The sequence below is a fragment of the Parabacteroides sp. MSK.9.14 genome, assembly GCF_019041495.1.
GTDB classification, from domain to species: Bacteria; Bacteroidota; Bacteroidia; order Bacteroidales; family Tannerellaceae; genus Parabacteroides; species Parabacteroides merdae.
Genome location: NZ_JAHPXO010000029.1, coordinates 1 through 19,149 on the forward strand (window position 1 = coordinate 1; position 19,149 = coordinate 19,149).

Genomic DNA, 19,149 nt, shown 5'->3' on the forward strand with positions numbered 1-19,149 from the left:
GGAACTCGACTACCACACGCTTAGGGCAAACGATCAATCCCTTGCCTCCTTTATGACTCAAGATTACCCGAAGAATTTCCAGCTGGGTAACTGTCTTTTGCATACCGAAGCTAGAAAATATGGCGCGGCATCCACCGGCAACCGCCCAACGAACGGTATCTTTTACATGAGGGTATAATGTCGGAGAAATCTCTTCAAGATCAATATTAAATCCTGTCTGCTGGCTGATAGCCATTTTTTCTTTCAGAAATTCTATATACGTTTTCATTTATTTTATTCTATTTATCGTTAATAATTACCCGGCTCTCTCAAAAGCCTTATTGAACACCCTCGGATCAAGTATCGCATTCGTTATCGCCGTGAACGCCTTCACTATCCCGGGCTGTTCATTTAAGTTTATTCTCACGTCCTTCCCCGTGACCTCGCTTGATAACCGGTCGCTCAGGTGCTCTACCTTGTCCAATGCCAGAAAGGACAGGGGATTGTACACCAACGGGACGATTCTCCGCATCCTGTCGCCGAAATCGCTTATCGTGATCCTAGACATCTGCGCCAGCATGTTTATCGTGGATGACAGGGATGCGATCCGGTTAGATGAGCCCGATACCCCGTGATCCAGCAATATCTGGCTGATCGTATAGTAGTACCGGTCTATATGAGGTTGCACATCCTCCTCCATGCTTTGCGTAATCTCGGCAAACGCCTCCTTGTTGGCCTTGGCTATCCGGAAGATGTTGGTGTTATAAGCGTCTATCTCTTTTTCGATAGCGTTGGCCGTCCGTTTGGCGTTATGCCTGTAGTGCTCGCTATTCCTCATGGCCTCCATGAGCGATACGGTGTAGTTATACACTTGGTCGTTCACGAAAAGTATCATGTATGTTAGCGAGGTGACAAGGCCGTTCGTGTCCTTGTCGATCTCTTCCCAATCGTTGTATTGTCTCATTCTTCCATCCTCCGGATCATATAATCAACAACGTCCTTTACGGTAAGGCATCGTCCGGGATCATCATTAGGGATCAATATGCCAAACTCTTTCTCCAGCTCCATCAATATCTCTACCTCGTCAAGACTGTCCATCCATAGATCATCCTCCAGCTTGGATTCCATCGTAAGTGGCGTATCTTTGTAAAAAAGTCTACTCTTTATGATCTCAAATACTTTGTTCTTTATAGTTTCTTTTTCCATTGCTGTAATTATTTTTATTACTCTCATCATACCTAAATGCAGTTTTCAACTATGATGAATGATTAAACATTACTTGTTTTAGCGAACACCACCGACTCATGATCCGGCCTCAGATGGGCCATGCAAGCCTTGCTGTACTCGCAAAATCTCGCTCCCTCGTCCCGGAAAACGCATCCCCTGCACGGGATCTTGTTCTGCCCGTTGTAGTACGGCCTGTACTTTTCCACGATAATTTTCATGTCTCCTACAAACACGATCAAACCGGTAGGAGTGTTTCTCAATCTCTCTGTTATTTCCATGTTACTCTATATCAGTTTTCTTTACCCTGTAATGTGTCCCATTGATCTCTTTAACGGCAAAGTCAGAGAACGTCGCCTCTCCCTTGGACACCATCTTGCATACGTCGTTGTAAGAGTATAGCTTGGCTCTCTTGTCAAACTTGATGATATCCGCTATGTTAAGCTCCTTGTAGTTGAAATTGTCAATAAGATGGTTGATAGCGTCATTAAGCCGTTTTGTGGTGAACTTATTCGCCCTTACCCTTTCCGCTAACAAATTGAAGAACGGATCTCCCATTTTCGGGAATGCGGTCATCAATCTGCTGATAGATACGGCTATTTCTCGTGGCTCAGCTAAATCCCCGGTATAGAGACTTACGCTGCACTCACCGTTTGGATTCCTCGAAATCGGCTCGGGCGATTCCCTCTGCGATATTTCGAAGGAACTCGTTTGGATCACGGTTGCATTGTTGAGTATTTGCCCTATTTTTGTTGTCATAATTGCCTGATATTACTTTCTCGAAATTCGTTGGTTTGATAAGCCAATCGAAAGATGCTGTCCAGCCTTTTTTGTTCTGCCCTTTCAGGAAATCGCTTTGGTATGCCTTACGAATCATGCCGGCAAACGTCTTTTTGCCGTAAGATTTTATACGTGCGTTAATCATCCCTTTACGGCTATCAGAAAGCGGAGTCCTGACCGTACCAAATACACCTTTTGTTTCCTCATTGAAGAATTTGACAAGTTCGGAGTAGTCGATATGTTCGGCGTGGGGCTGCGAAGTCCCACATACAAGAGATTCGTTAGAATCTCCTATATTATTTTCTTTTCTTTTCTTTCCTTTACTTGCTATTGTTTTTTCGACTTTTGCTATAGCATTGCTATCGTTTTCCGTAGCATTTGCTATAAATTCCGTAGCATTTGCTATTTCTGACTCTTTTTTCCCCCATCTCTTAGCGACACCTTTCTTTCCAGCCTCGGATCGTTTCTTCGATTTATCGTCTTTGTATCCCATTCTTTTCTTGAAGCTTTCGGAGTAGAAGTACTTACCATCCTCGGTAAAGACAAATAACCCAAAATCTTCAATCACGGATTTAATTAAGGAAGCATCTTCACGAAGGTCAAAAGCTATCATGTTATAATCTTTGACACTCATGTATTCTGGCTCCTCTCTAAGACGTTCTAAAATCATGAAGAACACTCCATATCCGGATGCCTTATGCCTCATTCGTAAGCGTATCAGCTTGTCTGAGTTCCTGGCGTTGCTGTCGTGGGGGAAATAACTCGTTAGCTCTTTCATAATCAAATCGCATAATCACAGTTTCGTTTGCTGTCGGCAACGAAACGCCTGTTGAAAAAACTACATAGAACCACTTTGGGATTCCCCATTGATACCTTGACCGGCTTCCCTCTCTTACATTTTGAGCAGGTATCCGGACGGATGGCCTGTCGTTCGTTCTTCTTTACCATATCTTTAGAATCTTACGTTTGTCAATTGTCTTCCTCTTGAAAACACAGCCCACTTTCCGTTACCCGTGTCTTTCAAATGCAAATCGGAAACTTCACCGAAACGGTTGATGTTACCGCATAAATCCACAAACCATGCGGCTTCCTTATCTTTATGAGGACGGATGCAACGACCTACAATCTGGTAATACATCGCAAGTGACATGGTAGGTCTGGCCATAACAACTGTGTCAAGTTCTGGGTAATCAAAGCCGGTAGTAAGTACACCAACATTGGCTACTACAGGTATTTCCCCGACCTTGAACATTTCGAGTATTCTTTCACGTTCCTTCTTTGGAGTATCACCGGAAACAATGACACATCCGGGTATGGACATCGTCAATCGTTCCGCTTCTTTCAAAAACCGGGTAAATACCAAAATACCCTTCCTCTTGCCTCCTGCTTTCGGATTCATCAGCCTTTGGACGATATGAACGATGTAACTATAAAAGTCTATCCGTTCATATTCCTTTTGGACTGACTTATCGGTATAGTCGGCTCCGGTAGTGTTTATCTTCAAATTGAGTTCGTTCCATCCGGTAGGATTCATCGGATAGTAGTTCACCTTTGAGAGATAGCCCATATCAAGCAAGGTCGATACCTGTACATGATAAATGACCTCTGAAAACACATGGGGCTTTGTCCGGGTTATGAATTTTAGCATAGAGCCGAAGTCACGGCTGGAACTCAAACGATATGGCGTTGCCGTTAATCCAAGAACCTTGCACTTCACAGCATCGAAGAAATCCTTGTACATTCCCTCTATCGGATTCACAAGGTGACACTCGTCCACGATGATATTCTTGAAGTGGGCAAAAAGTTCCGGATGGCTTTTCACGCTACCGATGGTTGCGAATGTTATCCGGCTTATCTCTTTTGAATTGAAGGAGGCGGAATAAATGCTACAATCGAGAATCCCGTAAGAACAAAGTTTCTTGAAGTTCTGTTCAAGAATTTCCTTGCTCGGCTGGAATACCAATGTATGACCGTCAAGTCTTGAAGCGATGTCAGCTATGATAAGGCTCTTTCCGCTTCCTGTAGGCAATACCATGATAGTATTTGTTTTCTTCGCCTTGTTATTGAAGAAAGAAACGGCAGCATCAGAGGCTTTCTGTTGGTAATCTCGTAATACATAACTCATAGCCCTTTCTCCTTTCGTAACTTCTTATTAAGTGCTTTGTAATACTTGATTAATTGTTCGTACTCAAAATCAGTCATTTTAGTAGTACCAGCAGCTTTCACTTTTAGTAAAGCAAATTTCTGTTGTCCGATTTTATCAATCAGATTCACCCGATACCCTTCTAAATGGTCGGCTTTGAATCTATTGCAGTGTCGGCATTCGGCATGACAATTGTTTTCATCAAAACGGGTCGCCAAATGTGTACGACTGAAATAGTGGCCACAATCAGCTTGTTCAAAGGGCTTTATTTGCCCGCAACTGATACATCGAAAAACCCCATTAGGCATACAATCACGAAGCCGGATGAAAAGGGAAAACTCTTTATCAAGTTTTGCCTTCAAATCCGGCTTCTTCTTTACTGTTATACCAGCTTTGTCAAACAGTGGCAAAGGCTTGTCTTTCTTCTTTGCCTTTTTTCTTTTTATGTAGTACGGCATATTTAGAATAATTTATTTGTTGCAGCGACCGGACTCAAACCGGCATCTAAAGTGCAACCCTTACGGGTGTGGCTGCCATTTCCACATTATGCAACACACCGCCATGTAAGCAAGCCATATCTTCACAGACCGAGCTTGCCGAATTAAATGAATCTATTGAATCAAATTTATTATCACTCTGTCTCAACGATGATAGATAACTGGCCACAAGCGGCCCCGTTTTCAATTTCTGACTTTGTTGCGATTGCTACTGCGTAATCGTAACCCATTTGTTCAAGTTGTTCTTTAATCTTTTCCATAACTCTGAAAATTAAAATGTTCATACTAAATTCACTCCCTCGATAATTCCGTTACCGAGATTGTTTTTCTCCGATATGTTGTTTGGATTTATTGGGGATAGCTTAACAAAGAAGTACTCTTTATCAAAATATTTCTCCAGTTTTTCCGTATCAAAATCTGATTCATTCACCAACGTAAGATTGATAGTAGTTTTCAGGTTACTTTCGGTTCGAATCCGACCAAGTTCTTCTATACTCATCTTCTTTGGATAAGGAATAAGCCAGTTTCGTTTCTCTTCATCAAAGCTATGCAGACTGATTTGAAGCGTCACATTGCCTTTAACGAAAGAAAAATCGCTCCCCTTGATTCCAATCGTTGAAACATAATGGTGAGTGTTCGGATATATTTCAGAAATACGCCCGATAGCTTCCTTTACGGCTTCAATGTTCAAGAATGGTTCTCCCATACGGGTATAGTTTATCTTGAACTCATTGGCATCGCAAGGGTCGAATCCAGCCTGCTCAATGGCAAATTCCACCTGACCGACAATCTCATCAGCCGTAAGGTTTCGATAGCGTTTCATATTACCTGTAGCACAAAACTTGCATCTTACAGGACATCCGCTCATTGTCGAAACGCCAATCATCCAGCGTTCGGAACGACTTCCCAAGTTATCATTGTCAAGGAAGTTTTGTTTCCTTCCTATCGCATCTTTCGTGTAGTACGGAAGAAACGTATCAGTCGTCTCTACAAGCATACCGTCTTCAAGACGTAAACAATACACTGTTCCATTCTTAAAACTCTTACTTTTTACTATATTCATAATCAATCAAAGTTATAGTTGTCAAAATCATCACTATCTACAGGTATATCATTACCAAAATCCATTGAGTGATACCAGTATTCCATATAATCCATGCTATCCATAATGTTTTAATTTTTATTATTTGTTGATTTGGTGGGAAGCCGGGGAATCGAACCCTAGAAACACATATACATATCATGGCTACTTACCTTTCTTCCCATTTGCCCCGACATATCCTCACGGACGGAACAGGGCTGTTTCTACTCTAAAACTAATACCATGAAAAAACAATATGCTATTATTCTATATAGGCTATTGAAAATTCTTTCGGGATGAATCGTCCTACCGGAATAGGTTTTGCCGATTCTATAGCTGTATGGATTTCCCTCTTTCTGAACTCATGTCCCTTTTCTTTGGCTTGTTTCTCACATTCTTCCTCTTTATTTTTGAGGTAGTGAGTAATAAGCATCATCGCCCTATCAACGTTAAAAGTGTTCACGACAAAAGTTTGAACTCTTTCATCTTCATTTTCTCCATTCATGAAGGTAATTTTCGTCTCAATTTGGTAGAACTTCCTTTCGTCAGGCTTGGATTCTTCATCTTCCTGATTCTCTTCATCCATCTTATCAAGATATTCTTCTGTAGTAATCTCTTCTTTGAGGTAGGCTATCGAAGCGTCGTCCACCTTGCGTTCTTTCAAAGTATCGGTGAGAATTACACAGGAATCGAACTCTTTTACCATAGTCAGAGTGAATCCGAACAAATAGTTTAGTTCGATATAGTCTTTCAAGATAAGGCAAGCATTCTCCAACCCTGTTGCGTAAAGCAGGAACTTGCTTTTCTTACCTCCTATTTCCGCTTGGGCAATATGCGGATATAACACATTATTTTCATTCTCGAACGCCAAACGGTTCTGATTGCTGACTTCCACTTCCCTGATACCGTCAGCTTCCATGCTGAAACGAATTTTCGCCAAAATGTCTTGGTCTATCAGCGTACCACGGTCGAAAAGAATTTCATTCCGTTCAATCGTTACTGTTTCACCGGTATCTTCATCAATGAAAGATTCCTCCCATGTTTTGAGGACACGTTTTGCAAGGTACATGTTGAGCATCTTCTTTGGGTCAGATGTCACATACCGGATTTCTGTTTTTCTTGTTTCTATCATAACTAAATAAATTCTTGATTTCTTTGTATTTCCTGCTGGGCGTATATCAGCATTTGATGTTCATTTGCAGCCGGCAGATAGATACCTGCCACTGATGCACTCCAATTACGGAAACGGTCAATACTCAGGGTCATTTCACCTGTTGTCAGTTCGGCAGAACTGCGTAAATAGGTTACTTCATTGCCTTTCTTGTTGACCGTCTTACGTTCAAACAAATCACGGTTGCAAGTCCTCTTATAAAAATCAATTTTTGCTTCATCGAGGCTGCAACCGTATTCACTACCGAAATACCCTAAAAGAAGATGCAAGTAGCTGTTTTGGGCAAGCGTGCGGTTAGGAAGCTTCTTTTTTACTTCCACAACGGCCCGCTCCTTGAACAGTTTATTTACATACTCCTTAAACTTGGGTATTTGGTATTCATTTTTCAAGTCGTATATCATCCATTTCCAAAGATTTTAGTATCGGTTATAAGTGCTCTGTTTTCTTCCAAGAACCGGATAAACTCCTCACAATGATTAGTAAGAATAGGAATATCACGTTCAGGATTGAAAACGTATGTTTCTGTATAGGTATCTACCACATAGCCGCCTTTGTTGAACTCTACAATGTTATACTCAAATGTCCGTACATCAGAACCGTTCTTCATTAAAGCGTATGGATATACTAAATGCTGGTGGTGATCTTTGAACTTTCCCACGGTATAACTACCGGTTGTTTTGATGTCGTGAACACTGGTAGGCATCAGTTCGTCAATCAGACCGTAAACCAATACATTGCCGTATGCAGTCGGAAGGATTGCCTCTACACGTTGCTGCGTCAACGCCCCTTTGTAGTAATTTGCGAACTCACGACAAAGGGATATAGGAAAGACAAATGAACGATTGTTATAAACGGCTTTCAAGGCTATAACCTTTTGCTCGCCATTCCCTATATCAGAATATATCTTTTCTACCTGCACCGTTTCAGATTTCCGGTTCTCAATCATACAGTCAATGACCTCATTAAAAGCCGTACCCTTGTCGGCAGCTTCGCTGTCAAACGGTTTACGGTTAATACGGTCTATCAGTTCTTGGAACTGCTTCTGCTGAAACTCTTCTTCTGTACAAGGCGGATTCTCACTCCACCCATAATAACGCTCATATATGACATCGCTATTAAGGTAATTGAAGTAAGAATCCAATAATGTTGCATATATCTTATACTTAGGCTGCATCTGAATAAGTTTTAGTCTCTTTGTTAAAAATCAGTCCTAATTCTTTCGCCTTAGCTGCCAACATCATTGAGGCTTTCATCTTTGAACTTCCCACATGGTTGAAATCATCAATATGGGCGATAAAGTCATTCGCTGAAGCTGCGTCGGCAACTAATTCTAAACGACCTGTTATATCAGATAGCACTTTGTTATATGCTTCTTGTTCAGCCTTTTTTGATTGCAACATAGTAAGATATGGAGCAATAATCCGAGTAGAGATAAAATCATTCTTGGTCGTCGGATTGCCGTTTTTGTCAAGGATGGTAGGTACTTCCATCACTGAAGGCAAGTTACAAGTATTCTTTCCGTCATTCCTTGATGTCGGATCGAAAGTAATAGTACGTCTCTGCACTCCTCTCTCACTCTTCATTTCCAAGTAACCTAACAAATCAAGTTCGGTGACGATGGAGTTGTAGGACTTCTCACGTAAGGCAGGAATAAACACCGTATCATCACCCTCTTTTCTTGTGTCACGATGGGCAACAAAAATGATATGTTTCTTCAGACTTGATAGCGTTCTTGTCATCCAAGAAAATTCAGCATTGATACCGCCCCAATCTCGAATAGATGGCTGCCTGGTTCCACATTTATAAGTGATGATAAAATCCATCATCTTACCAATGGTATCAACCACAATAGTCTGATAAACAGACAAATCTTCTTGCAAAACCAGCTGAACATCATTCCAAGAAGTGACCTGCACAGTGTCAATATTCTCCAAATGAGCCATATTCATACGCTTAACACCATTGTCAAAATCCAACAACAGAGGCTTTGGTGCACTCAAAGCTACTGTGCTCTTACCCATACCTGCTTGACCGTAAATCATCATCTTTACGTTTGTTGGAATATTCAATTCCGTTGATTTTCTGATTAAACTCATGATTGTTATATTTTTAGTTAGTAATTATATTAGAGACTTCAATAAAGGATCTATACCATCCTTCAATTCTTTAAGTTTCTTCAGCGAATAAACTTTAGGACTATTCCTATGTACACCAGCCCTTTTCCAAGTCAATGCTCCCGTAGCGCACTGATGAGCCAACCACCTTCTACCAAATCCAAGTCGTATAGCTTGCGTTTCCGTAATCTCATCAATGACCGGATCCTTGGAGATCGCATATTCGCTGACAGCTTCTTTCGCGGCCGCTTTTATTATTTTCTGTAATTGCCAAACGTCAAGTTCCATATAATAAAGGCATATTACGCCCTCTAATTCTTACACGAACACGGGCGATAAGTTCTACATTGGCATTAGAACGGGTTCGGATTTGTTGCCGTTTCATGTCTAAATGACTATCAACACAAAGAATAATCAAAAGTACACAAGCAACAAATGATCTCATGGCCGGCGAAAAGTCCAGCGTCAACCGGATACCTGATATCCTCTCGGCTAACTTTAATGCCAACTCCCTCCCATTCCGAACACCCAAAATTAAAAATGCTGTCTGAAGCTGGTTATTTATCGTACTTACTGCACGATGCTTCAATACGGCAATCTCCTTTTTTTCATACCCGGCTGCGTACATTTGTGCTGTAATGTCACATTCGGGCGTTAACTCGGTAAATACTTTCATAATCGTGTGTATTTAAAGTTTGAATCAGGAATCTCTAAATACTGTAACTATCCCTTTCGGAACATTAGTTTCCGATCTCCACTTATGTCCATTTTTGTACCCTTGTGCATTAAGCAATGAAACATTGTTGCGCACTGTGCAGACTTTATCGATAGGAAATTCTACTTTCTTCCCTTTCTTTAAGTCTCTCATACGAGGCATAATTTCTACTTTTTTCTCCATAAACTGATTATATTTAATTGAATGTGGACGGAACCGGTAACGATCCGGCATACACACTTCCGGCTGTGTGCAGAGCATTCCATATGCCCGCCCGTTTGCCGGGGTTTTCACCCGGCTGCTTTTGCTAACCTAAACACAAAACGAATTAAACAACTTCAAGAAAAGCCTTAATAGCCAACATTTTCTTTTCAGCTAACACTTTGGCTGCTTCTTCTCGATTTTTCCAATCTTTATAAAGTTCGAGGTCCTTTTTTGTACTTTCGAGGTCTTTATTAAGAGACGACACCAATTCAATCAGTTCCTCTCTTGTCATTTCTTCAATACCTTTTGTTTCCATATACGTTATTATTAATAGTTACCAACTTTTTCTTTATAAATGGCGATCGTTAGAATAACCGACATCACGAATGTTAATACGTGAAACGGATTAAAGAACATGCCAACAAAACAGGTAGCCGACATCAGTACTGCGCAGATGAATAAAATTAGCTGCACTCTTGAATAAAAAATTACTCTTTTCATAAGCGTTAGAATTAAATTGTACCCGGCAACCGATTCGATCGGCAGCATCACACATTATGCCGGGCTATATATTAAAGCGACATTCGATAGACCGTTTAACACCGATCCGGGACAAGTCAACCGGACTTCACGGACACGACATAATATCCAATATCGCCAACCTTATTACCTTCATTAATAAGTTAGTTTATAATCCTTTCGTTTCAACCCCATTTCTGCGGGTACTAAGGTGTAAGTAAGAGAAAGAACCATCAGAAGTGACCGGGTGAGATATGCCCTACGCCCACCCGACCGGGCTTTAGTAAGCCGTTATGAAGTTTTCTACTTTGAAGCTTCTGAATCCATTCGCATCTACATCGAAGTAGCGGACAGTTTTGTAGTTTTCTGATCCAGTTCCTTTTATTAGGCTCTGAACATCTTTGAGAGTACCCTTAGCACGGCGAAGCGATCCATCTGCCTTTTCATAAGCGAACGTTACAATACCTCTGTGCATTTGCTTTGTCAACCGGTATAAAGCCCATGCGCGAGAAAGACATACGGCGAATGCTTTACCTGTCGCTCTCATTAACTCATAAGCCATACAAAATACCTTGTGTCTAAAATTTGAAGTTTTCATAATCATGTGTGTTATATGCGTTAGTATAAAAATGAGTTCATTGCTTCATAACTACTGAAGATTTCAATAGCAGGATCGTTAGACCAGTCCAGCGGGGTGAGATATTCAACCTCTCTTTCAAGAACTTCTATTTCATTAGAGAGAATCTTCACGATCTCAGACTTGCTATCTACATTGTATATATAGCAGACTTCTTCTTCGCCAATCGTACTCAACGCTTCTAACTCGCCTTTTTTGTTTTCGAGTTCTGCTAATGCTGTTTCATAAGATCGTGCCATAATCGTGTATTTTAATATGTTCGTACTATTGCTTTACTCAACACGATCGCTTACCTTTGCTTTCGTGATTGATTGATGACGCAAAAATAATGCATCTGCATTTATAAATAAATGATTTTGCATTAAATATTCAACGCTTTTGCATTAATTAACTATTAAGTTATGCAAGTACAAGAAAGAATTAGGAAAATAGCAGATGAACTGTTTAACGGTAACATATCTGCGTTTTGTAGGGCTATTGATGTAAAACAACCTACAATGAACACTATTTTAGGAGAAAGGAAAAGCAAACCTTCTTATGACGTGTTGCTTAATATAGTAAATGCAAAAGCATTAAATATTTCTGCTGAATGGCTTCTAAACGGCGAAGGCGATATGCTTACCCAGAAAAAAGAAGCCCCAAAAACAAGTAGTGCCGACACAACAAAGAAGAATGGCTATATTACTTATTTACTTCCAATGTCAGCAATGGGAGGTTCGCTAACCGGGTTTGCAGAACCGGGTGTATTATTGCAAAATTGCGAAGCTGTTGTTTCTCCAATTGAAAACGTAGATTTTGCTATTACAGTATATGGTGACAGTATGGCCCCCGAATATCCTTCTGGTTCACGTATTCTCATAAAAAAAATTAATCCAAATTTGTTTATAGACTGGGGAAAAGTATATGTATTAGACACCCCTAATGGAGTTATAGTAAAAGAAGTACATGAATCTAATAGAGAAGGTTATGTATCATGTCACTCAATTAACCCAGACCCTAAATTTAAGCCCTTTGATGTTTTAATGGATGAAGTATTTGGAATGTATAGGGTATTAATGTGTCTATCTGCAAAATAGCTTATGAAATTCAATCAATACACCTGGAATCTATACAAACAATCTCCTAATGGGCAGAAGTCGATCAAGGAGTTCGAGGAGTCAAGCAATAATGCCACAGCAATGGATTTAGTATTCAAATACAATCCAAGAATGAAACTATGGCTTGACAATGTTAAAGCAAGAACTTTGATAGCGGATTTCTGTAAATCCATGTGGTGTTATAACATTGAAGAATTTCCAGACAAAGAAAGACCGAAAACATTAGAGGAAGCAAAAGAATATTATGAAGATGTTGTTTCTCGTGGATATTGGGAAGATGGGGAAATTGCCATACCAAGAGATGATTTTAAAACCATACTGAATAACATTGTATGGATTTCTTTTCTTATGTATTACTTTTCTCCTGAATTTTATTTTCCCAATATATTTGTTTTTCGTTTCTTTGATCTGAAAAAGATAGCGGATACTTTTGATATAGAATTATCTCCAATCCCAAAGAAACCAAACTACAAAGCAAGGTGCATGTATTATTGGAGGCTGTGCGAGGTATTCTATCAGTTCAGAACAAATAACAATCTTTCACCGGCAGAACTGTGCGCATTCTTATATGATTTTGCACCGAACTTCATTTCGAAAGAAAACACTGAAATTCCCAAGCCATCACAAGCATGGTGTATCGGTGGATTAATTGATCCTGCCGAAGTTTATGATATAACCTTTTGGCAAGCTAACCCAGAGACAAAAAAGGGTGATATCCTTATTCACTACGAGACATCACCAATCAGCGCAATTACTTGCATCTGGATTGCACAAGCGGATGGTGTTATAGATCCATTCTTTCATTATTACAGTAACACCTACATAGGTGACAAAATAGACATTCCTCGTATCACGTTGAAAGAACTTCAAACAGACAAATACTTTTCAAAGCACCCCCTTGTCAGAAAGAAATTCCAAGGTGTGAACGGATGGCCAATGAGTAGCGAGGATTATTCAGAACTCCTGCGAATGATAAAGGCAAAAGGATTTGATACAGATACCCTACCGAAGCTATATACTCCTACACTACCCAAGAATGTAAGTATAGAGATAGAACGAGACGTAGAACAACAGTTATTAGAACCTTTGCTTAACTCTATGGAATGGTATGAAAACAAAGATTTCATTCGCCAATTGCCAATACATGCAGGACGGGGCCATAGGGTATTCCCAGATTATGCCTTACATTATGACAATAAGCCAGACTATGAACGAGCAAAAGTATTGATTGAAGCCAAACTTCACATGAAAAATAATCGAGAGGTGGAAGAAGCATTCTTGCAGGCACGTTCATACGCCCTACTATTGGATTCTTCCGTCATTGTTCTATGTGATAAGCAATGTTTGATTATATATGAGAAGAAAGACAGTTTCGACCGAGACAGATACAAGAAATATCATTGGGTAGATTTTGAAAATCCGGACATATTCAATGAATTAAAGAACAAATTAAATTATAAATAGCATGAAGAAAATTTTATTTTTAATGATAATTATAATCACCTTCTCCTGCGGAGGTGGCAAAACAGAAATAACAGGCGCAGATAAATATATCAACACCATCACAGGATTCACCTGTGAAAAAGCAACTGTTACCGATAATGGCTATTTAGTGATTGCCATTGACGCTGAATCTGCTTCCGGATATGATACGCTTGCTTCACAATTTCTTGAAGAAGCTAAAAAAGAAGGTGTATCTGGACTAAAAGGAGTATTGATCGTCGATATAAAAAACTCGAAGTTTGAACAAGGAGCTGTTGTTGGCAAAAGAATAGGGAAAGCTTATGAATAACCAGAAACAATCACAGCTATTCTTAATTCGTAGCAATAAAATCCCGGCATATTTTTTTAGTCATGCCATGCGACAGCGTATAGAAAAAAACTATCTTTGCCAAACGAGAAACGTTATATCTATGAATAAACGACTAACTTTTTTACAAATATTTTATATAAGTCAATTCATAAATATATAAATATCAGATAATAAACATATTACAGAATATAAATGAAAAGTAAAAGTTTAGTTTCTATCGATCAATGCTCCAAAGAGGACATTCTTCGTATTCTGGATAACGCCAGGAAGTTTGAAGCAAATCCGAACCGTAAGGTGCTGGAAGGCAAAGTTGCAGCGACCTTGTTCTTCGAACCCTCCACCCGCACACGTCTGAGTTTCGAAACTGCGGTGAACCGGTTGGGCGGCCGTGTGATCGGTTTCTCCGACGCTTCCACGACTAGTTCCTCCAAAGGCGAAACACTGAAAGATACCATCCTGATGGTAAGCAACTACGTCGATCTTATCATTATGCGCCACCATTTGGAAGGCGCCGCCCGTTATGCATCGGAGGTTACGGACGTGCCTATCATCAATGCCGGTGACGGAGCAAACCAGCATCCTTCCCAGACAATGCTGGACCTCTATTCCATTCAAAAGACACAAGGCAAGCTGACCGATCTCAACATCACAATGGTAGGCGACCTGAAATACGGACGTACCGTACACTCACTGATAGTAGGTATGTCTCATTTCAACCCGACATTCAACTTTATCGCACCAAACGAACTCCGCATGCCGGACGAACAGAAAAACTTCTGCGACAAACATGGCATCAAATACAACGAATATACCGAATTTACGGAAGACATCATCAACCAGACGGATATTCTGTACATGACTCGTGTACAACGCGAACGTTTCACCGACCTCGAAGAATACGAACGTGTAAAGAATGTGTATATACTGAAGAATGACATGCTGAAAAACAGTCGCGAGAACTTGCGCATCCTGCATCCGCTGCCTCGCGTGAACGAAATCGCTTATGATGTGGACGATAATCCGAAAGCCTATTATATCCAGCAGGCACGCAACGGACTGTTCGCCCGTCAAGCCATCATCTGCGAAGTGTTGGGCATTTCCGTTGAAGATTAAGAATCCCGTTTCCTGATTTTCAACTTTCAATTATCAATTTTCAATTATCAAAAGTTATGTCAGCAGAAAAGAAAAAAGAATTGCAGGTCGCCGCTTTAGAGAACGGTACTGCCATTGATCATATTCCCCCCAGCCAGTTGTTTAAAGTAGCCAAATTACTGGGGCTGGAAAACATGGACAATACGATTACGATCGGCAACAATTTCCACAGCAATAAAATGGGCAGTAAAGGCATGATCAAAATCTCCGACAAGTTCTTCTGTGACGAAGAGATCAACCGCATCGCCCTGATCGCCCCAAACGTGATCCTGAACATTATCCGCGATTACGAAGTGGTGGAGAAAAAGACCGTTACCTTACCAGACGAACTGGTAGGGCTCGTAAAATGCAACAATCCGAAATGCATTACCAATAATGAACCAATGCCGACTCGTTTCGATGTAATCGACAAAGAAAAGGGTACAATCAGATGCCATTATTGCGAACGCAAGATTAATAAAGAAGACATCATCGTTAAATAATTAACAATCGACAATGGACAATCGACAATTATTTGTCGCAGTCTTTTAATTGCCCATTGTTAATTACCAATTGTCATGAAACACGACTGGAAGCCCGGCACGATGATCTATCCGCTGCCAGCAGTAATGGTTAGTTGCGGCTCTGAGCCTTCAGAATACAATATTATCACTGTCGCGTGGGTGGGTACGATATGTACTAACCCACCGATGTGTTATATCTCCGTCCGTCCGGAACGTCACTCCTACCCGATCTTGAAAAAGAACATGGAATTTGTGATTAACCTGACAACCCGCTCTTTAGCATACGCAACAGACTGGTGTGGTGTCAATTCCGGCAAAGATCATACTAAGTTCGAAGAGATGAAACTGACGCCAGGAAAAGCCTCAGTCGTAAATGCTCCAATCATCGAAGAATGCCCGCTCTGCATCGAATGCCGGGTAAAAGAAGTAATGGCATTAGGCAGCCATGACATGTTTATCGCCGATGTGGTAAACGTGCAGGCCGACGACAAATATCTGGACCCGAAAACGGGAGCTTTCGATATGCAGCGTGCTGACCTGCTGGCTTATTCACATGGCAAATATTACGGATTGGGCGACTTTGTCGGTAAATTCGGCTGGTCGGTCAGAAAGAAAAAATAGTCATGAAGAAAATTTACCTTATATTGCTGATACTTCCATTCTGTTTCTCGGCCAACGCCCAGAAGTTTATCAAGATCGAAGACAAGACATTCAACTGGGGAGGAAAAGTCGGAGTCAATGCCGCGCTCCCGATTGTCAAATCGTTGACGATAGACAATCAGGAGATGGAAGACATACGTCTGCAATATAAGGTAGGTTACCAAGCAGCTGTGTTTGCACGAGTCAATATCGATCGTTTCTATATTCAACCCAGCTTGGCATGGCAATATACGGAAGGTGACATACGTTTCAACATACCACAGACGGAAAACAGCCTGCCTGACGGGACAAACACCCAAATGCCTATCGGCAAGAACCGGATTACTTATAAGTCCGCCACGCTCGAAGTTCCGGTGATGATCGGTTATTATCTGGTAAAAGAAGGTCCGTACGCATTAAGCATGATGTTCGGCCCCAATATCAAATACAACTACAAAACGCGCTACAGTACAGATATGACAGACAGACCCCGCGAGTTTGAAGACGACAATACCCCTTTCGGCATCAGCATAGCCGCCGGGCTGGGAGTCAGTATCTGGCGTCTGTTTCTTGACTTCAGTTATGAATTCGGTTTGAACGAGGTAGCTTCCGATTTCCGTGAGATAGGTACCGAGGCCAACCAGAAAGGGACTCTCAACATTGAAAAACGAACAAACATAATGAGTTTCTCACTCGGTTTCCTGTTCTGATTCAGATTTTCATTGTTAAACCATCAAAAAACATATCAGATGAAAAAAGTCAAGATTACGGTATTAAAAACTACTTTAGATGAACAACTGGCCCGCGAATACGGCGCCGAAGGATTGACCGCCTGCCCCATGCTGAAAGAAGGACAAGTTTTTTATGCTGATTATGCCAAGCCGGAAGGTTTTTGTGACGAGGCTTGGAAAGCGATTTACCAATATGCTTTTGCGTTGTCACATGGTGCTGGAAAAGAAGTATTCTATTATGGAGACTGGATCAGAAAACCGGGAGTTGCCATCTGCAGTTGCAATGACGGATTACGCCCTGTCATATTCAAGCTCGAAGCGACGGACGAAGAGTCCGAGATAGACTACACGCCTGTCCGTTGACCAAAAATCAGGATGTATACCCTTATCCTGTAAAAATGGTACTTATCCCCGTAATTCATATACAATCCGAACCAACCTGTCACAGTAACTTTGTATCTGTTCCTCCGGAACATTCTTAATAGCGATTTAAACTAATATACAAGTATGGCAAAAAAAGTATTGATCTTATCATCCAGTCCCCGCCGAGGCGGCAACTCAGACACGCTCTGTGACGAATTTATGCGTGGTGCGGCAGAAAGCAATCATGAAGTGGAAAAGATTTTCCTGAGAGACAAAACAATCCATTACTGTACGGGATGCAGTACATGCAGTCTGTACCAGAAGCCATGCCCTCAAAAAGACGACGCGGCAGAAATCATCGAAAAAATGGTGGATGCCGATGTGATCGTAATGGCTAGCCCAGTCTATTTCTACACAATAAGCGCTCAAATGAAAACCCTGATAGACCGCTGCTGTGGAAGATACACGGAGATGAACGGCAAGGAATTTTATTTCATCGTAACGGCAGCCGAAGACGACCGTAAGAAAATGCTCCGCACGATCGACACTTTCCAGGGATTCCTGGACTGCCTGGAAGATCCCGTAATAAAAGGAACCGTGTTCGGATTAGGCGTTTGGCACAAAGGAGAGATCAACGGAAATCCCGCCATGAAAGATGCCTATCAAATGGGAAAACAGGTTTAAGCGATTGCAATGACAGCCCTTTTCAAAGCATATATGTTTTGAATGCAAAACATATATGTTTCGTTTTCAAAACATATATGCTTTGAAAAAGGAATCCTTTACTGCAATAAACTTCATGCCTCCATGAGCGGTTATATATACAATAACAACATAAAATTTAAAAGCTATGGGATTTTTATGGTACATTATCATAGGTATAGCAGCCGGCTTTCTGGCCGGTAAAATCATGCGGGGCGGTGGCTTCGGAGTAATAATCAATCTGATTTTGGGAATAGCCGGCGGTGTATTGGGCGGCTGGGTATTCGGATTACTCGGAATTGCAGCTTCCGGTATTATCGGCAGTCTGATTACGGCGACAGTCGGAGCCATTCTGATGTTATGGATCGCTTCGTTGTTTAATAAGCGAAATGTAGATTAATAACAACAGGACATATAGAGTAACGCAAATCCACCCAATTGGCAAGATCTGCGTTACCCTGTTTTTTCAGCTATTTACGGGAACACATCCTATTTCAACACAACCAATACCTTGACCGGGCCATGTGCACCCAATACAAGAGCCTGTTCTATATCAGCTGTTTTAGAGGGGCCTGAGATAAAAGCACCGAAATCATATGTCATGTTTTCCGTCCGTTTATAGGCTTCATGCATATTGTTCACGATCGAATTGCGGTCTATCAGCATAACCAGGCTGTTGGAGATAAAATACAATGCCTTATGCTTTACCTGGCGGGTAATCCAGACAGCCCCGTTCTCGGCTACACCAAAATGGCCTTCCACGATGGCAAGGTCTGTATTGTCCAACTCACGAGGATCGTCGAGATCGTCCGGATTAAAGGTGGCACAGGTAATACTGGACAGATTGGAGGCGATACGGATTGCATCAGGAAAATGGTGACGAATAATATCGTTGATATCGTCTCCAGGCTGCATCAGGACGACTTGCCCCCCAGCAGCTTTCAGAGAGTCGGTAAACTGGAGGATTTTATCTTCGTAAGTGATGGCATCCAGCGTCAGTTCCGGCATATCGTAACGTTTGCCGGTGTGACGACGGATAGCAGATAATATATCGTTTTTGCTACTCATTGTCGTATCATTTTAAG

At 41.2% G+C, this 19,149-nt stretch carries 31 protein-coding genes and 1 pseudogene; 10 read left to right on the forward strand and 22 right to left on the reverse strand.

Translation table 11 applies throughout. The annotated features are described in order from the left end of the window. The 21 genes and pseudogenes from KTG12_RS14940 to KTG12_RS15040 form a co-directional block, all read right to left on the reverse strand. Positions 1–268: pseudogene (locus KTG12_RS14940) on the reverse strand (DNA methylase N-4); the annotation flags it as partial. Positions 269–295: 27 nt separating this feature from the next. Further along, a complete protein-coding gene (locus tag KTG12_RS14945) occupies positions 296–943 on the reverse strand; it encodes a hypothetical protein (protein ID WP_122116224.1) in 648 nt (215 codons plus the stop codon). Next, positions 940–1,215 (reverse strand): acyl carrier protein, encoded by a 276-nt coding sequence (locus tag KTG12_RS14950; RefSeq protein ID WP_122116225.1) that lies wholly within the window; start codon positions 1,213–1,215, stop codon positions 940–942. The genes KTG12_RS14945 and KTG12_RS14950 overlap by 4 nt, the downstream gene beginning before the upstream one ends. 32 nt (positions 1,216–1,247) lie before the next feature. After that, complete coding sequence (locus KTG12_RS14955) at positions 1,248–1,484, reverse strand: hypothetical protein (RefSeq protein ID WP_122116226.1); 237 nt, start codon at positions 1,482–1,484, stop codon at positions 1,248–1,250. A 1-nt stretch (position 1,485) separates the two neighbouring features. Continuing rightward, on the reverse strand, positions 1,486–1,779 hold the full coding sequence (locus KTG12_RS14960; RefSeq protein WP_122116227.1) for a hypothetical protein: 294 nt from the start codon (positions 1,777–1,779) through the stop codon (positions 1,486–1,488). A 70-nt stretch (positions 1,780–1,849) separates the two neighbouring features. After that, positions 1,850–2,761: a Lin1244/Lin1753 domain-containing protein gene (locus KTG12_RS21795; protein WP_240142644.1), complete on the reverse strand. Its 912-nt coding sequence runs from the start codon at positions 2,759–2,761 to the stop codon at positions 1,850–1,852. 2 nt (positions 2,762–2,763) lie between these two features. After that, a complete protein-coding gene (locus tag KTG12_RS14975) occupies positions 2,764–2,931 on the reverse strand; it encodes a hypothetical protein (RefSeq protein WP_005638480.1) in 168 nt (55 codons plus the stop codon). Positions 2,932–2,935: 4 nt separating this feature from the next. Then, a complete protein-coding gene (locus tag KTG12_RS14980; RefSeq protein WP_122116229.1) occupies positions 2,936–4,108 on the reverse strand; it encodes a DEAD/DEAH box helicase in 1,173 nt (390 codons plus the stop codon). Then, the gene (locus KTG12_RS14985; protein WP_005638484.1) at positions 4,105–4,584 is read right to left on the reverse strand and encodes a recombination protein NinG; all 480 of its coding nucleotides are present in this window, start codon (positions 4,582–4,584) and stop codon (positions 4,105–4,107) included. The genes KTG12_RS14980 and KTG12_RS14985 overlap by 4 nt, the downstream gene beginning before the upstream one ends. A gap of 173 nt (positions 4,585–4,757) precedes the next feature. Beyond that, positions 4,758–4,883: a hypothetical protein gene (locus tag KTG12_RS22095; protein WP_256445843.1), complete on the reverse strand. Its 126-nt coding sequence runs from the start codon at positions 4,881–4,883 to the stop codon at positions 4,758–4,760. A 20-nt stretch (positions 4,884–4,903) separates the two neighbouring features. Beyond that, entirely contained in the window at positions 4,904–5,686 is a 783-nt protein-coding gene (locus KTG12_RS14990) for a radical SAM protein (protein WP_122116230.1), read from the reverse strand. A 280-nt stretch (positions 5,687–5,966) separates the two neighbouring features. After that, positions 5,967–6,836, reverse strand: coding sequence for an RNA polymerase subunit sigma (locus tag KTG12_RS14995; RefSeq protein WP_122116231.1), 870 nt, complete (start codon positions 6,834–6,836; stop codon positions 5,967–5,969). 2 nt (positions 6,837–6,838) lie between these two features. Further along, the gene (locus tag KTG12_RS15000; RefSeq protein WP_005638493.1) at positions 6,839–7,276 is read right to left on the reverse strand and encodes a hypothetical protein; all 438 of its coding nucleotides are present in this window, start codon (positions 7,274–7,276) and stop codon (positions 6,839–6,841) included. Continuing rightward, a complete protein-coding gene (locus KTG12_RS15005; protein WP_011966191.1) occupies positions 7,273–8,049 on the reverse strand; it encodes a hypothetical protein in 777 nt (258 codons plus the stop codon). Before KTG12_RS15005 ends, KTG12_RS15000 begins: the two co-directional genes overlap by 4 nt. Next, positions 8,039–8,971 (reverse strand): ATP-binding protein, encoded by a 933-nt coding sequence (locus tag KTG12_RS15010; protein WP_122116232.1) that lies wholly within the window; start codon positions 8,969–8,971, stop codon positions 8,039–8,041. The genes KTG12_RS15005 and KTG12_RS15010 overlap by 11 nt, the downstream gene beginning before the upstream one ends. Positions 8,972–8,995: 24 nt before the next feature. Beyond that, complete coding sequence (locus KTG12_RS15015; RefSeq protein ID WP_005638499.1) at positions 8,996–9,277, reverse strand: hypothetical protein; 282 nt, start codon at positions 9,275–9,277, stop codon at positions 8,996–8,998. Then, positions 9,267–9,665: a response regulator transcription factor gene (locus tag KTG12_RS15020; RefSeq protein WP_005638502.1), complete on the reverse strand. Its 399-nt coding sequence runs from the start codon at positions 9,663–9,665 to the stop codon at positions 9,267–9,269. The genes KTG12_RS15015 and KTG12_RS15020 overlap by 11 nt, the downstream gene beginning before the upstream one ends. A gap of 24 nt (positions 9,666–9,689) precedes the next feature. Beyond that, the gene (locus tag KTG12_RS15025; RefSeq protein ID WP_005638510.1) at positions 9,690–9,887 is read right to left on the reverse strand and encodes a hypothetical protein; all 198 of its coding nucleotides are present in this window, start codon (positions 9,885–9,887) and stop codon (positions 9,690–9,692) included. Between the two features lie 145 nt (positions 9,888–10,032). Next, entirely contained in the window at positions 10,033–10,224 is a 192-nt protein-coding gene (locus tag KTG12_RS15030; RefSeq protein WP_039850076.1) for a hypothetical protein, read from the reverse strand. A gap of 483 nt (positions 10,225–10,707) precedes the next feature. Further along, positions 10,708–10,989, reverse strand: coding sequence for an SH3 beta-barrel fold-containing protein (locus tag KTG12_RS15035; RefSeq protein ID WP_254189043.1), 282 nt, complete (start codon positions 10,987–10,989; stop codon positions 10,708–10,710). Positions 10,990–11,045: 56 nt separating this feature from the next. Beyond that, positions 11,046–11,303 carry a hypothetical protein gene (locus tag KTG12_RS15040; protein WP_122116233.1) on the reverse strand — a complete coding sequence of 86 codons (258 nt, stop codon included), beginning with the start codon at positions 11,301–11,303 and terminating at the stop codon, positions 11,046–11,048. Positions 11,304–11,465: 162 nt separating this feature from the next. Here KTG12_RS15040 and KTG12_RS15045 point away from each other — a divergent pair, with 162 nt between their 5' ends. The 10 genes from KTG12_RS15045 (at position 11,466) to KTG12_RS15090 (ending at position 18,464) form a co-directional block, all read left to right on the forward strand. Further along, positions 11,466–12,140: an XRE family transcriptional regulator gene (locus KTG12_RS15045; RefSeq protein ID WP_122116234.1), complete on the forward strand. Its 675-nt coding sequence runs from the start codon at positions 11,466–11,468 to the stop codon at positions 12,138–12,140. Positions 12,141–12,242: 102 nt separating this feature from the next. Beyond that, positions 12,243–13,625, forward strand: a complete 1,383-nt coding sequence (locus tag KTG12_RS15050) for a type I restriction endonuclease subunit R (RefSeq protein ID WP_238023699.1) — start codon at positions 12,243–12,245, stop codon at positions 13,623–13,625. A gap of 1 nt (position 13,626) precedes the next feature. Beyond that, positions 13,627–13,953: a hypothetical protein gene (locus KTG12_RS15055; RefSeq protein ID WP_122116236.1), complete on the forward strand. Its 327-nt coding sequence runs from the start codon at positions 13,627–13,629 to the stop codon at positions 13,951–13,953. A 213-nt stretch (positions 13,954–14,166) separates the two neighbouring features. Next, positions 14,167–15,087, forward strand: a complete 921-nt coding sequence (gene pyrB, locus KTG12_RS15060) for an aspartate carbamoyltransferase (RefSeq protein ID WP_005638580.1) — start codon at positions 14,167–14,169, stop codon at positions 15,085–15,087. Between the two features lie 56 nt (positions 15,088–15,143). After that, a complete protein-coding gene (gene pyrI, locus KTG12_RS15065; RefSeq protein ID WP_005638582.1) occupies positions 15,144–15,608 on the forward strand; it encodes an aspartate carbamoyltransferase regulatory subunit in 465 nt (154 codons plus the stop codon). A 75-nt stretch (positions 15,609–15,683) separates the two neighbouring features. Next, complete coding sequence (locus tag KTG12_RS15070) at positions 15,684–16,250, forward strand: flavin reductase family protein (RefSeq protein WP_138272469.1); 567 nt, start codon at positions 15,684–15,686, stop codon at positions 16,248–16,250. 2 nt (positions 16,251–16,252) lie between these two features. Continuing rightward, entirely contained in the window at positions 16,253–16,978 is a 726-nt protein-coding gene (locus tag KTG12_RS15075) for a porin family protein (protein WP_005638586.1), read from the forward strand. 39 nt (positions 16,979–17,017) lie between these two features. Next, positions 17,018–17,362, forward strand: coding sequence for a TIGR04076 family protein (locus KTG12_RS15080; RefSeq protein ID WP_005638588.1), 345 nt, complete (start codon positions 17,018–17,020; stop codon positions 17,360–17,362). 144 nt (positions 17,363–17,506) lie between these two features. Beyond that, positions 17,507–18,046 (forward strand): flavodoxin family protein, encoded by a 540-nt coding sequence (locus KTG12_RS15085; RefSeq protein ID WP_155144228.1) that lies wholly within the window; start codon positions 17,507–17,509, stop codon positions 18,044–18,046. Positions 18,047–18,212: 166 nt separating this feature from the next. Continuing rightward, the gene (locus KTG12_RS15090) at positions 18,213–18,464 is read left to right on the forward strand and encodes a GlsB/YeaQ/YmgE family stress response membrane protein (protein ID WP_039850049.1); all 252 of its coding nucleotides are present in this window, start codon (positions 18,213–18,215) and stop codon (positions 18,462–18,464) included. An 89-nt stretch (positions 18,465–18,553) separates the two neighbouring features. Here the strand turns inward: KTG12_RS15090 and KTG12_RS15095 are convergent, their stop codons facing one another. Continuing rightward, entirely contained in the window at positions 18,554–19,132 is a 579-nt protein-coding gene (locus KTG12_RS15095; RefSeq protein ID WP_005638596.1) for an LUD domain-containing protein, read from the reverse strand. Positions 19,133–19,149: the final 17 nt, after the last annotated feature.